Raw genomic sequence first — 13,984 nt, 5'->3', positions numbered from 1 at the left:
TAAGGCCACCTCTACAGAGAGGCGGCCATCTTTTGTCAGTATCTAGAAGAAAATGGATTAAAAAACATCCTTCTTTATTTGATCAGTTTCTTAAAAGTTGACTTTTCATTTTCACAAATGCTACAACAATATGTCGCGGGCAGATTTTCAAATGGTGTTCCTGGGGCGATATCCTGTGTACTATCTCCCCAGATGGGATCATATATTGTCCGACAAGCTGGACATTGATAAGTGCCCCGGATCATGTCGGATTCTTCTATTGTGGTCTGTGTAGGTATATTATATAGTTCTTGGGCCACTTTGCTACCTCGAAGTTGATAAAATTCTTCACACAGTGCCAAAATCACATTTATAAGTTCTGCTCGTTCCACGCGTTTTTGATAGGTGACAAAGTCTCTTGAATTAGGGTTAAAATCTGGCGTATGTTGCACCTGAAACCAAGATTTATCTCCCTTAGAGTCGATGAAACGCAAAATTATAGATCCCCAGATCCCACTCTTTGGTTGCATCTTAATACCAAAACAAAGTTTGTACGTGCGGATATCCAACCAGTTCATGTGGTGCACCAATTCCTGCTTAAGTGCTAATGCAATGGGATCAAAATCTTCGGTCATCCAATTGAGTTCGTTTAAGGCATGTCGCAGGTTGATTCGATGTCGATCTAGCACAATATCCCAATCAGATCTTGTCGTCGTTTGGATATCTTTAATAACAATTGATTTCCAAGGTGTAGTGTACAATTGGCCAATCCTGTGTCGCAGACAGAGATTACATATGTCGCGTAAAAAAGCGGTCGAAAAGGTTTCCGAACGCCGGTACACCCCCAGCCATAGTCTATCTTGGTAGGTATTAAATCCCTCATAATAAGGAAGTTTAAACGTGGGTTCCATAAATGGCTGCTCTGTGGGCTGGAAAAGAAATTTTCCCGAAGCAATAGCTGACGCTTCTAACTTTTGTCCCAACTTTTGTCCTTCGCTTGAAGTTGCAACCAGCGACCCGATGATCAATGGCTCCAAAAACAGACTTAATCTCGCAATATCGTCGGTGTTTACAAGAGTGGACCAGGTGTAAAATAAGTTACTTTTGGGCAATCGGAGCTGCAGGTGCCAATAATTGCTAAATTCCGAAGTAATGAAATTTAGATTTCCAGTATAATAGGGTACTAAGGATTGCGTGTGGTCCACAACATTCACTTTCAACTGAGGATTAAACTCGAAGCTGTCCAAAACATCTTTATAAACGCCTTCGCGTATCCATACTCCTTGATTAAAAAGTCCATCGGCTACATATGAACTCACAATATTTGGATATATATCCTGACCAATTTCATAAGCAAACTCCTGATTGATCAGTATATATTCTAATTCTTCAAGTTGCGTGTCGTTCACCCTAAAATACAGTTGTTGTCTACTGCCAAATTTAACTTCCGTAATACCCACCTCTTCCAAAGGAATCAATAAGTTGGCGAGTTCCCCTGGGGAGATTGCACCGCCTGAGAGGTTAATCTTGATAAACTGCCCTTTTTTCATCGTTTTACTTTGCATAGGATTTTATCTCCTTATCCTTTTCTAGGACATAGTTTTCCAGAATACGCTTAACTTCGGGTTTACAGGATCCACAACCTGTCCCAGCTCCGGTGGATGTACATAACTCCTGAAGATCGGTACATCCACCGCTAATACATCGTTGCAGATTTCCCTCTCCAACTTGGCTGCATGAACATACCAGTCGCCCGATGACAGCTTCTTTGGCAGTTCCACTTCGTAGTAGCTGTAGTCGTTTTTCACTTAATTCGATCTTGTTTGCGATCAAGTTTTTAAACTCAAGAAATTCGTTTTTGTCACCAATCAAAATGGCACCTACAAGTCTATCCTGATAGATAATACATTTTTTGTAATAGCGCTTAGCCTTGTCGATAAAAATAATCTCTTCATAGTCCTCATTTGGCGCTTCTGTAAGACCGATGCTACAGAGGTCAAAACCCTGTATTTTTATAATATTCATAAACAGGCTCCCCTTATAATGGCTGCTGATATCCCCCTGATGATAATGTGCAACTATATCCGCCTGTTCTTCGGCCGCTGCCGTGATACCGTAAAGTGTCCCTTCAAATTCTGCAATCTCACCTATGGCATAAATAGCAGGGTCGCTAGTTTTCATATGACTATCCACGACTACACCCCGTTGGCAAAGTAGGTCGGCATCCCTTGCTAATTCGATATTAGGCGTAGTACCTATTGCTAGGATTAGGGCGTCGCATTTGATCTGTCGTCCACTCTTTAATTCGATCTTTGTCAGCTTATTGCGGCCGCAGTATAGTTGAACTTCATCATTATAGAATATATCGCAGCCGAGGTCTATCATTTCTTCGTGAAGCAATTGACTCCCAAGTGGATCCAGCTGGCGATTCAAAAAACGTGAAACACGTTGAACGATGGTAATTTTTGTCCCATTTTCACGGAGTGAAGCTGCCATTTCCAGTCCTAATAGTCCTCCGCCTACAATAACGACATGCGCCTGCCCGGGAAGGTACCGCTTCAATAGGTCCGCGTCGGTCCGACGCCGCATCGTAAAAATACCAGGCAGCTTCGGCACATGTCTAGGCAGGCTGGGACGGCTGCCTGTCGCGAGAATTAAGATATCATAAGATGTTTTAATACCTCGAGAATCCCAGACATATTTGTTGATTCGGTCGATAGCAGTAACTTGGACACCACGAATATGTTGTAAATCGAGTAAAGGCTCCTCTTCGTCTTTCATTTTAACCAATTGCTCCCATTGAAGCTCGCCACTGACATAATGTGGTAGCATGACACGATTATAAAAAGGCAGATCCTCATTACTGAAAATGATAATTTCATCGGTCTTGTTGAGTTCCCGAAAGGAGCGGACAAAACCATGCGCTCCGGCACCGGCACCAACAATGACAATACGTTCCTTACTCTTTACATGAGGTTCGACACGTACTGCGCAAAATTTAAAGTCAGGCTCCTTCGAAACAGGATCTACTAGATCGTTGGTCAGATTATTGGCTCTATGGAGATCAGATCCCAATATCTTACCCCAATGCATCGGTAGAAATACGACCCCAGGTTTAATCGTATCGCTGACACGTGTCCTGACACGAACTTCACCTCGTAGCGAATAAACATTTGCCAATTGTCCGTCAATCAAGTTCAGTGCTGTTGCATCTCTTGGATGAATTTCCAAAAATGCAGTCTGAATATGTTGGTTCAGCTTACTTACCTTGCCTGTTTTCGACATGGTATGCCATTGGTCACGGATCCGTCCTGTTGTCAGGATAAGTGGAAAATTTTGATCAGGCAGTTCACTGTGATGCTGATCAGGAGGGCTATGCAATTGCGCCCGCCCACTTGGCGTAAGGAATTTGTGATCCTGAAAAAGTCGTGGAGTACCTTTTCTCTTTGACAGATCAAAAGGCCACTGTACGGTATTTAGACTGTCAATAAGCGAGTAATCCAGGCCAGCAATGTCAATACTTGTCCCGGCCGTTAACTGCACATGCTCCTTATAGATATCCTGGGGTGTATGATAGGAAAACCCCTTAAAGCCGATTTTATTAGCAAAGCGTGAAAAGATTTCTGCATCTGGAAGAGCTTCTCCTGGAGGGTCAATAGCCTTATGCAGGTGACTGATCCTGCGTTCTGAATTCGTCATTGTACCTTCTTTTTCAGCCCATGCTGCTGCAGGGAGAATGATATCTGCAAAATCTAAAGTCTGAGGTTTATTGGATATCTCCTGTACTACGACAAATTTGGCTTTTTGCAATGCCTTCTCTACCAGTCGAGTATTGGGGAGACTCGTTAATGGGTTGGTACAAAGAATCCAAATTGCCTTCAATCGCCCGTCGGCTAATGCTTCAAACATTTCGGTAGCTGTGAGCCCCGGTTTGCCGCTCACAGTAGTCCCTGACCAGAATTGTTGAATTTCATCGCGATGTGTTTTGTTATCCATATCACGGTGAGCGGGCAGGAGATTGGCAAGGCCTCCAACTTCTCTTCCCCCCATAGCATTGGGTTGTCCAGTTAGTGAAAAAGGACCACTTCCTGGTTTTCCGATTTTCCCTGTAATCAGGCTGAGGTCAATTAGGCTCAGGTTTTTGTTAACGCCCACCACACTCTGATTAAGCCCCATTGTCCACATAGTCAGAAGGCTCTTGGATTCGCCAATATAGCTGGCTGCACGTTCAATGTCTTCCACCGGGACACCACATATCGCAGCAGACTCCAATAAAGTACGTTCGAATACCCGTGTTTTGTACATTTCATATCCTTCGGTATGATTGTTTATAAAATCAAGGTCTATATCTCCTTGTTCTATAAGTAATCTTCCTAGCGCATAATTTAGCGTAATGTCTGTCCCTGGGTTAATCTGCAAATGGAGGTCAGCCAATGCGCAGGTATCAGTAATACGAGGGTCGACAACAATAATTTTGGTCGCTGGATTTTTAGCTTTGTGCGCCTCTATACGTCGCCAAAGGATGGGATGGCACCAGGCGGGATTCGCGCCTGCGACTAAAAAGCAATCAGCAATCTCGATATCGTCGTAGCATATCGGTACACTATCTTCGCCCAACGCTTTTTTATATGCCGCCACAGCACTGCTCATACAAAGACGTGAATTGGTGTCAATATTGTTCGTGCCAATAAAGCCCTTGACTAGTTTATTGAGAATGTAATACTCCTCTGTAAGGCATTGTCCAGACGCATAAAATGCCACAGAATCAGGACCGTATTTTGCAATTAACGTGCGCAAGACCGCTGCTGCGCGATCCAGCGCTTCATCCCATGAAACACGTTGCAACGGACTGGATCTGTGGTGCCTCATCTGTGGATAGAGGAGTCTGTCAGAACGATCATTGACTGTATATTGTAAATTCATGCCCTTGCTACATAATTTGCCTTGATTGACGGGGTGTTCATTATCGCCGATAACGGAAATCAGCTGATTTTTTTCGACCGATATCTTCACACCGCAACCCACGCCACAGTAGCAGCAGGTACTTTTATATACATTGTTCGACGCTTTATTCATAGCAAAAGGATACTAATTATGCACTTCTAATGACACATTTTGAACGACAGTTTCAAATCGAGGATGAAAACGCACAAGGAGGACAGTGAAACCTATAAGGAAAACACCAATACCGATATATTGAAAGGCATCGGCATAACTGAGCGTTTCGGATTTAAAAAGAAATCCGACTAACATGGCTCCAATATTTCCTCCGGCACCGACGATTCCGCTCACACTGCCAATGTTATCTTTATTAATGAAGGGGACGATACCATATGTGCAACCATTTGCCATCTTAAGGAAGAGTGCAAAAAGCAACATTGTAATAATAGCTAGAAGCAACGTGTTGGAAGTAGCGAACAGACTTATGCCTATTCCTTCCAAAATCAACAGTATACCGAGAATTATACCTTTACCTTTAATACCGTAACTTTGCCCCACTTTATCACTTACAATACCGCCAAGTGCACGGGCGAATAGATTCATACCGCCAAAGATACTGGCAAGGGCTCCAGCCAGGATAATCCCTGTATCAAAACGATCCATAAAGAAGGTAGCGGCGACGTTGTCAACCGTGATCTCGATCCCGAAACAAGCTGCATAGGCCAGTGTGAGGATCCAGACGCGATAGTCCTTTAACGCGAGCAAAAATGAGCCATTCTTCTTTTTATTGATTTTCCCGCCCTCGGACAGTTTTTTGAAATTGCCTTGCGGTGTATCTTGTGTATACCTATAATAGATGTACGCCATAACGAGTAGGATAATACCGGGAACAACCATTGCGACCCTCCAAGAATCCGATTGACTAACGAAACCCATGCCAACGAATGCCGCAGCAATGAGCGGCATGACCAAATTAGTAACCCCTCCGCCAAGGTTGCCCCAGCCACCAGTTACGGCATTGGCCGTACCAATAATGTTGGGGGCAAACATCATTGAAGTATGGAACTGCGTAATCACAAAAGAGGCACCGATGATACCGATGAAAAAACGAAATAACAAAAAAGACTCATAACTATTACTCAATCCAATAAGTAAAACAGGAATCGAACCAGCGACCAATAGGATCGTGTAGGAGATTCGTGGTCCTAGGGTATCACACATCTTCCCGATAAATAATCGCGCAATAATTGTTGCTGAAACAGATGCTATAATGATATTTCCGACTTCACTTTTGGTCAATCCGAGCTGTTCTCTAACCAGCGGCATAAGCGGGGCGACGCCGAACCAGCCAAAGAAACAGAAGAAAAAAGTGATCCATGTAATATGAAAAGTACGCATCTGTACGCCCTTAAAAGATAAAATACTAAGCTTTTTGAGAGGTTGGTCTTGTGGATTCATGAGTAATAAGTTTTTGGTTGATGATTGAAATAATTATCAAATGTTCAAGACCACCAGGATTTAAGCGTGCCGTTTCGAGCGATACGGACTGTGTGATCTTGTTTGTCGTGCCCGATGAGGAGGTGATCCTGTAAGAGTACCGTAGCAGCCTGTCATACAACCGGCTTATACAATAGACCTGTGTGCGACTGCAAGGCTATGTGCATGCTGCAAATCGACGACATCACCGATGACGATAATGGCTGGATGGCCAAGCCCATGCTCCTTACTTGCCCTGACGAGGTCTTTGGCTTTGCATAATACCTGTTTTTGCTGGGGCAGACTCGCATGCTGTATAATAGCCGCCGGCGTTTCTCCTTTGCCATACAGTACATAGGTGCGGGCTATCTCGTCGAGTTTGCGCATCCCCATGTAGATCACGACAGTGGATCGACTCTGGACAGCTAAAGGAAGATCAGCCGATAGACTGCCGTCTTTTTTCATCCCGGTCAGTGCCCATACCCCTTCACTGATGCCACGGTGTGTCAAGGGAATATTGTTGATGCCCGCACCTTGCATGCTGCTGATGCCCGGAATGTATGAAACTGCAATATTTTTATCCTGTACGGTAAGCCATTCTTCAAAACCACGCCCAAAAAGATAGGGATCACCACCTTTTAACCGGACCACCCGGTCGTAGCGTGTACAATAGTGTAGGATAAGTTCGTTTATTTCTTCCTGAGGAACGTATTTTCCATAAGGATGTTTGCCAACGTAGTGTTTTATACAGTTTTTGTTTGCTAATTGAAGGATTTCTTTGTTGATTAAGTTGTCGTAAAGGATAATCTGTGCATTTTTTAATGCTTTATAAGCTTTTATGGTTAGTAATTCTGGGTCGCCAGGTCCAGATCCTACAATAAATAACGATGTTTTGCCTATTTTTTTCATGTTATTTTGTTTTTGTGTTCATTTTATATGTAAATCTATTAAAAAATATGATATAAATCATAAAATATTGAATTTTATAGGGAGTTTGTTTGAAAAAATATTATAAAAATCATATTTATTTTGATTTTTTGATTTTTTATTCCATAAATTAGTGTTGTTGAAATATAAAATTGATTTTTTATCAGAAAAAACAGTAATTATGGAAATAAAAAAGATTGTTATTGTCGGAAATGGTATGGTTGGTGATAAGATTTGCCAAAAATTAAAGCAGAAATCTGATAATCTAGATATAATTGTGTTTGCAGAGGAGCCAATTCGTGCCTATGACCGGGTGCATCTGACCGATTACTTCAAAGTTTCATCTATAGAGGAGCTTTTCCTGTCGAAAAAGGAGTGGTATGAGGAAAATAATGTGAAAATCCATTTAAATGATCCGATTGTTGATGTAAATCGCTCAAAAAAAGAAGTACAGTCATTACAAGGTCTTATTGTCCCGTACGACTATCTGGTTTTTGCAACTGGTTCTGCTGCTTTTGTACCGCCTATTCCGGGCGTTGAAAAGGAGGGGGTATTTCTCTACCGGACGATTGAGGATCTGGATTTGATCAAAGCTTATGCGGCAAAAGTCAAAAAGGGTACCGTCATGGGAGGCGGACTACTGGGCTTGGAAGCGGCCAAAGCGCTGATAGACCTTGGCTTGGAAGAAACGGCAGTAATTGAATTTGCACCCCGCCTGATGCCGCGTCAGATTGATGACAGCGCCAGTCTGATCCTACAAACCAAGCTAGCAGCATTGGGGCTGAGTTGTTTATTACAAAAATCAACAAGTCAATTGCTGGGGGAAGGGCGCCTGACGGGAATCGCTTTTCAGGATGGTTCATCGATTGAAACGGATCTGTTGGTGATATCGGCGGGCATACGGCCGCGTGATGAACTGGCCAGGAAAATAGGGCTGGCCATCGGCGAGCGCGGCGGGATTGTGGTCAATCCACAAATGCAGACCTCAGACCCTGCGGTATATGCCATCGGCGAATGTGCATTGGTCAATGATATGATCTATGGCCTGGTGGCGCCGGGCTATGAGATGGCTGAAATAGCGGCAGAGCATATCTTGGGGGAAGAAAAGTCCTTTAAGGGATTTGATATGAGTACCAAATTGAAACTGATGGGGGTGGATGTGGCTAGTTTTGGGGATCCCTTTATCAGTGAACCTTATGCACGGACCATCTTACTGGAGGATCGTAACAAAGGGATATATAAAAGGTTGAACGTCAGTACTGACGGTACGCGCCTGCTCGGAGGTATACTGGTGGGAGAGGCCACAAGTTACAACATGCTCTTGCAAATGGTCAACAATAGTATGCCACTGGCGGATCATCCTGAACTGCTCCTGATGAGTGAACAGCAGGAAAGCAGGTCAGCTTCTACGGGTTTGGAAGCCTTGCCTGAAGACGCTCTGATCTGTAGCTGTGAGGGGGTGACCAAAGCGCAGATCTGTGATGCTGTGATCAGTGGGAATTGTGAAAATGCAGATGCGGTAAAGAAATGTACCAAAGCGGGATCAGGCTGTGGTGGCTGCGTGCCAATGGTGAAGGACCTGGTCAACTACACGATGAAACAGCAGGGGAAATATATTCGCACTACCATCTGTGAGCATTTTGATCTGAGCCGGCAGGAACTTTATGATCTGATCAAGATCCATGAACTGAAGAGTTATGATCAGGTGCTGGATGCTCTGGGCCGTGGGCATGGGTGTGAGATCTGTAAGCCGCTGGTGTCTTCGCTGTTGGCCAGTCTCTGGAATGAGATGATCCTGGGCAAGGGGAATGATGTGGCGCAGGATAGTAATGACCGTTACCTGGCCAATATACAGAAGGGGGGAACTTATTCGGTCGTTCCCCGTATTCCTGGTGGGGAGATTACGCCGGACAAATTGATTGTTATTGGTCAAGTGGCCAAAAAATATAAGCTGTATACAAAAATTACAGGCGGGCAGCGCATTGATTTGTTTGGTGCACATCTCAATGATCTCCCGCTTATCTGGGAGGAACTCATTGTTGCAGGGTTTGAAAGTGGGCATGCCTATGGCAAAGCCTTGCGGACGGTCAAAAGCTGCGTGGGCAGTACCTGGTGCCGGTTTGGCCTGCACGATAGTGTGTCCTTTGCCATACAAATCGAGGAGCGTTATCGTGGACTCCGTGCGCCGCACAAGATAAAATCAGCTGTGAGCGGTTGTATCCGTGAATGTGCCGAGGCGCAGAGTAAGGACTTTGGTATCATTGCTACAGAAAAAGGCTGGAACCTCTATGTCTGCGGCAATGGCGGCAGTAAGCCACAGCATGCCCTGCTGCTGGCGGCCGATATCGACAGTGAGACCTGTGTCCGTTATATCGACCGTTTTCTGATGTTCTACATCCGTACAGCCGACCCTTTGACGCGTACCGCCACTTGGCTCAATAAAATGGAGGGTGGAATCGACTATTTGCGGAATGTTGTGGTCGAGGATAGTCTCGGTATGGGGGAAACATGGGAGCAGGATATGCAACTGCTTGTCGACAGCTATCGGTGTGAATGGAAAGTTGCCGTGGAGGATCCGGAGATCCGGAAACGCTTTGTCCATTTTGTGAATGCTCCGGAGGAACGGGACGAGTCGGTACGCTTTGACGCCTTGCGCGGTCAAAAGAAAGCCGCTGACTGGAACCTGAAGACGTATTAAAAGGTCATGGGCAATAGCATTGACTGATTAAATCATTTACATAGAATCGCTAAACCTTTAAAATAAAAATCACATGAACACACAAATTGACTTACAAATTGACCTGCAATGGCTGAAGGCCTGCCAGATCGAGGATGCCATTGAAAACGGAGGTGTCTGTCTTAAGTTGAATAATGAGCAGGTCGCCCTATTTTATTTCGCCCGTCGCAATGAGTGGTATGCCACGCAGAATGAATGCCCACATAAGCGGCAGATGATTTTAAGCCGAGGGATGCTTGGCTCCCTGGGAGATACCCCAAAAGTGGCTTGTCCATTTCATAAAAAGACCTTTGCATTGGATACGGGCGAATGCCTTTCGGGTGATGAATGTGCAATCAAAACGTATCCGGTCAAGGTAGAGAATGGGACGGTGTATATTGGAATGACAGCTTAAGTATGAGCTAAATAATTGAAATAAAACTTTTTAAAGCAAATAAACGATGGATTATATTAGCCCCAAAGAGGTAGCCGGTGTGATGATGAATACCGCTGTCTACAAATCTTCGCTCCCGATCAAAGACCTGCTGATTCGTGGCGCATTGTCAGGTGCCTTACTGGCGATCTCCGTTACGCTCGCACTATTGGCCACAGCACAGACCGGGCTGGGGCTTGTTGGCGCATTTGTCTTTCCTGTGGGATTTGTGATCATTGTCATCCTGGGCCTGGAGCTCGTTACAGGAAGTTTCTCCTTGGTGCCCCTGGCTTGGCTGGAAGGGAAGATCAATTTTAAGGTGATGGCCAATAACCTGCTTTGGGTCTTCCTTGGTAACTTATTGGGCAGTGTTCTCTTCGCACTTTTGTTTTGGGCTGCAAGTACTGAAACTGGACAGGCTAGCCAGCTTGGGAATATCGAGCAAAGCCTGATTGTCATTAGTGAAAAGAAAACCCTGGGCTACGGCAATCATGGTGCTGCCGGGTTATTCTCGGCCTTTGTCAAAGCCATTCTCTGCAACTGGATGGTCTGCATGGGTGTGGTGATGTCCATGACCTCCAAGTCTACCCTAGGCAAGATCCTGGCGGCGGGAATTCCCATCTTTATCTTCTTTGCCTTGGGCTATGAACATGCGGTGGTCAATATGTTTGTGATCCCTGCCGGGATGATGTTTGGTGCCAAGGTGACGATGTTGGACTGGTGGTTGTACAATCAGTTGATCGTGACAGCGGGTAATATTGTTGGCGGGCTGTTGTTTACGGGAATGGCTATTTATTATACTTATCACCGCAAAGAACAGGTGTCTACCTCCCAAAACTAAACGTTATGCACGAAATCAAAAGCCTATGTATGCTGAATAAGCTGGCAGGGGTAGTGCTGCTCCAGCTGCTTTTTTTAGCTGTTTTTCACCAAACTTATGCGCAGCAAAAGGCAGTGAAAGCAAGTTTGTTCGAAGGTGTTGTGGTGGCGGGCTATGCCGACCATGGTGTCTATATCAACTGCACTGGACCAGCGATTAAATATAGCTTCGCCCCGAAGGGGAATATCCTGTTGGGATTGCTACCGAGCTTGAAACTGAAGGAAGATCATGTGGAGGAAGGAAAGCCCAAGAATGCTTGGATCACTCCGACGCTGGGGGTTGGCCTGACTGCGGTGTTCAGGCATATCGCCTTTCAGCTACCTGCTTTCTACAGCCCGAAGACCAGTACCCTAGATGGTAAGTGGAAGCTTGGGGTCGGGCTGGGCTATAAATTTTAAAATGACGTATTTTTAGGGAAATATTTACGTTGGGGAGGGAGTGTGCCAGGATTGGTTTGCTTTACTCCCCATATTTTTCTGTTGCCAACTTGTTTAATAGTTCCTTGTTTTTGATGAAAATCTTCTTTTTGTCGACTGTTATACCATCCGAATCAGCAAGTTCGGCAAGCATGCGGTAAACGGTTTCATAGGTGGTGCCCACATAGGATGCGAGATCTTTTTTGCTCAGTTCAAGACCGATGTACCCGTCCTCTGTTCCTTCAGCAAAAATGCGATGAAGCAATAAAAGGCTCCATGCTAAACGGTTTTTAACGGAAAGCTGGACCAGGTTGGCCATCTTCTGCTCCGAAAGATGCAATTCATCGGCAAAAAATAGCATCAGACGATAGCTTAATTCGGGATTGATGCGCAAGGTGGACAAGAAGAAAGGTAACTCGACAAAACATAGCTGCGTAGCGGCAAGTGCTGTGGCCGAAATAGGGTAAATACTTTGTTCGGATGAGATCCCGCGATGGCCTACCATTTCTCCCTTTTTAGCAAAACGCACGATGGTCTCCCGGTCTCCAAGGTTGCGGTGAACTTTGATGAATCCTGATTGGACAAAGTAAATACCACGCACCGGCTCTCCTTCACTGATAAACTGTTCGCCTTTTTTCAATTTGATATTTTTTCGGTGGAGGTCGATTTGTCCAAGCCACTCTTGTAAGACGTAACGACACATCAGGCAGGAGTGGTCACAAGTATTCGCTTTCTTCGTTTTCATCGGAATCAGTTTCGTATGGTGGAGTCTTTCTTGTATGACCAAAGGTATCACCTATTCATTGGAATTGCAACAATACAATGGACACCTCGTTAAGTTGCAATATTTTGTTTATTGATTTTTCTAGCAAACTCTTCAACCCCTCTTTCTACTCATCGTTCTTATGATTAGTGGATTTTTTACAGCATAGAGCTGAACTCGTGACAGATATGCTGTACTCCACGGTTCTACCGCATTCATGCTCTTACTTAAAACCCAAACGAAAGAAGGCAAAAGATCCCTTCTGATTACAATCGCTGTATGCGTTCACCTTCCCATTCTCCCTATTCACCGAGTTTTCCAGTCTGTTAGTCTAAAGCCCATAGGCTAGGGGCATATTGTGTCGTAGTTTTGATTCAACAAATAAGAACAATAAACTAACAATATAAAATAAAGACATTATGAAAACTCTAGTAAAAACATTCACAGCAGCAGCTTTAATCGCAATATCTACTTTCGCTATGGCCGCTGAAGGACCAGGTTCAAAATCAGCAAAAGCAAACGTTAATCTTTCAACAGCAGACTTGGCCCTTGATCATTATGTTACGGTAACGACAGAAGGAGAGTCAGCAGGCGTAGAACAGCTATTTGCCGAAGATTTCAACCAAAAGATCCAGGCTTCCAATGCCCAGTCTCATAGTCGTGAGGCAGTGATCAAATCTTTGAAAAAACAAAAAGGAGAGAAGTTAAACTGTACAGTAAGTACTGACATCATCGAAGAATCAGGCGATTATATGGTAGCCAAGGTGACTCTAAAATTTGAGAACTTCACCAAAACTGATCTTGTGACTTTGGTACGTGAAGGTAATGAATGGAAAGTGTCCAAATCGATCAATTCATATAAATAAGAGCCATCTCGAATAAATATATAAATGTTGTAGAGCCACGTCGAGAGATGTGGCTTTTTCTGTTTTAGCTCCTTCCCATTCTTTTAATTTTTAGTTGCAGCAAATTCGATTCAAAGAGGGATCAAATTTGGTATTTAAACAGAGCTTGTTCAGAGTTCGTTCAGTCTTTGCTCATTGATTACTCAATGTAAACTGAATAATCAATGACTAATCACTGTCTAAATATTGATTGAAAATTGTGATTAGGGATAAGATGGTATCCGGATGTATCGGTTTTAATACTTATCTAGATTACTTTAATGAGGCAATTGTGGCAATCATGAAAAATGCGGTATCCCTTATTCCTTAGACATGGTCATTTCCTTTACGTTATTCCTTGAGCATAATGGAATTCATTCAAGAACAGTGATACTATCTTTGGACATCCGCTGACTTACCGCTTACGAATCGTGTAAATGTGGAGCTGATTGTCTACTTTACCGACTTCTAAAATCTGGAAATATGCTAAAGTCCTGCGGGCATCAACAGCGATAGACATTTACGTCCGGCGTTTCGATCCAGTCCTTGCGCATTTTAAAGTCAAAAGG

10 protein-coding genes are annotated in these 13,984 nt (G+C 44.1%); 5 read left to right on the top strand and 5 right to left on the bottom strand.

Features of this window, described 5'->3' with window-relative positions:
• Positions 1 to 74 precede the first annotated feature (74 nt).
• The 4 genes from ABFX33_RS01675 to cobA form a co-directional block, all read right to left on the bottom strand.
• Positions 75 to 1,544, bottom strand: coding sequence for a rubredoxin (locus ABFX33_RS01675; protein ID WP_346083890.1), 1,470 nt, complete (start codon positions 1,542 to 1,544; stop codon positions 75 to 77).
• Entirely contained in the window at positions 1,534 to 5,055 is a 3,522-nt protein-coding gene (locus ABFX33_RS01670) for a molybdopterin-dependent oxidoreductase (protein WP_346083889.1), read from the bottom strand. The genes ABFX33_RS01675 and ABFX33_RS01670 overlap by 11 nt, the downstream gene beginning before the upstream one ends.
• A 12-nt stretch (positions 5,056 to 5,067) precedes the next feature.
• The gene (locus ABFX33_RS01665; protein WP_346083887.1) at positions 5,068 to 6,378 is read right to left on the bottom strand and encodes an MFS transporter; all 1,311 of its coding nucleotides are present in this window, start codon (positions 6,376 to 6,378) and stop codon (positions 5,068 to 5,070) included.
• A gap of 165 nt (positions 6,379 to 6,543) precedes the next feature.
• Complete coding sequence (gene cobA / locus ABFX33_RS01660) at positions 6,544 to 7,305, bottom strand: uroporphyrinogen-III C-methyltransferase (protein ID WP_346083885.1); 762 nt, start codon at positions 7,303 to 7,305, stop codon at positions 6,544 to 6,546.
• Positions 7,306 to 7,504: 199 nt separating this feature from the next.
• On the opposite strand from cobA, the gene nirB reads away from it, so the two are divergent.
• From nirB to ABFX33_RS01640, 4 genes are all read left to right on the top strand, one after another.
• Positions 7,505 to 10,021, top strand: coding sequence for a nitrite reductase large subunit NirB (gene nirB, locus ABFX33_RS01655; RefSeq protein WP_346083884.1), 2,517 nt, complete (start codon positions 7,505 to 7,507; stop codon positions 10,019 to 10,021).
• 73 nt (positions 10,022 to 10,094) lie between these two features.
• A complete protein-coding gene (gene nirD, locus ABFX33_RS01650) occupies positions 10,095 to 10,454 on the top strand; it encodes a nitrite reductase small subunit NirD (RefSeq protein WP_282253057.1) in 360 nt (119 codons plus the stop codon).
• Between the two features lie 46 nt (positions 10,455 to 10,500).
• Positions 10,501 to 11,313: a formate/nitrite transporter family protein gene (locus ABFX33_RS01645; RefSeq protein WP_346083883.1), complete on the top strand. Its 813-nt coding sequence runs from the start codon at positions 10,501 to 10,503 to the stop codon at positions 11,311 to 11,313.
• A 5-nt stretch (positions 11,314 to 11,318) separates the two neighbouring features.
• Positions 11,319 to 11,750: a hypothetical protein gene (locus ABFX33_RS01640; RefSeq protein ID WP_346083882.1), complete on the top strand. Its 432-nt coding sequence runs from the start codon at positions 11,319 to 11,321 to the stop codon at positions 11,748 to 11,750.
• 61 nt (positions 11,751 to 11,811) lie between these two features.
• On the opposite strand, the gene ABFX33_RS01635 is transcribed toward ABFX33_RS01640, so the two are convergent.
• Entirely contained in the window at positions 11,812 to 12,555 is a 744-nt protein-coding gene (locus ABFX33_RS01635; RefSeq protein ID WP_346083880.1) for a Crp/Fnr family transcriptional regulator, read from the bottom strand.
• Positions 12,556 to 12,950: 395 nt separating this feature from the next.
• On the opposite strand from ABFX33_RS01635, the gene ABFX33_RS01630 reads away from it, so the two are divergent.
• Positions 12,951 to 13,397 carry a nuclear transport factor 2 family protein gene (locus ABFX33_RS01630; RefSeq protein WP_346083878.1) on the top strand — a complete coding sequence of 149 codons (447 nt, stop codon included), beginning with the start codon at positions 12,951 to 12,953 and terminating at the stop codon, positions 13,395 to 13,397.
• Positions 13,398 to 13,984 lie beyond the last annotated feature (587 nt).

It is taken from the genome of Sphingobacterium ginsenosidimutans (assembly GCF_039536865.1).
GTDB classification, from domain to species: Bacteria; Bacteroidota; Bacteroidia; order Sphingobacteriales; family Sphingobacteriaceae; genus Sphingobacterium; species Sphingobacterium detergens.
Note: the sequence above shows the minus strand (reverse complement) of the source record. Positions and strands in the feature narration are given on the sequence as shown.

Bases quoted from the DNA above. Each gene is read 5' to 3' on its own strand.
- ABFX33_RS01675 (WP_346083890.1), bottom strand. From the start codon at position 1,544: ATGCAAAGTAAAACGATGAAAAAAGGGCAGTTTATCAAGATTAACCTC.
- ABFX33_RS01670 (WP_346083889.1), bottom strand. From the start codon at position 5,055: ATGAATAAAGCGTCGAACAATGTATATAAAAGTACCTGCTGCTACTGT.
- ABFX33_RS01665 (WP_346083887.1), bottom strand. From the start codon at position 6,378: ATGAATCCACAAGACCAACCTCTCAAAAAGCTTAGTATTTTATCTTTT.
- cobA (WP_346083885.1), bottom strand. From the start codon at position 7,305: ATGAAAAAAATAGGCAAAACATCGTTATTTATTGTAGGATCTGGACCT.
- nirB (WP_346083884.1), top strand. From the start codon at position 7,505: ATGGAAATAAAAAAGATTGTTATTGTCGGAAATGGTATGGTTGGTGAT.
- nirD (WP_282253057.1), top strand. From the start codon at position 10,095: ATGAACACACAAATTGACTTACAAATTGACCTGCAATGGCTGAAGGCC.
- ABFX33_RS01645 (WP_346083883.1), top strand. From the start codon at position 10,501: ATGGATTATATTAGCCCCAAAGAGGTAGCCGGTGTGATGATGAATACC.
- ABFX33_RS01640 (WP_346083882.1), top strand. From the start codon at position 11,319: ATGCACGAAATCAAAAGCCTATGTATGCTGAATAAGCTGGCAGGGGTA.
- ABFX33_RS01630 (WP_346083878.1), top strand. From the start codon at position 12,951: ATGAAAACTCTAGTAAAAACATTCACAGCAGCAGCTTTAATCGCAATA.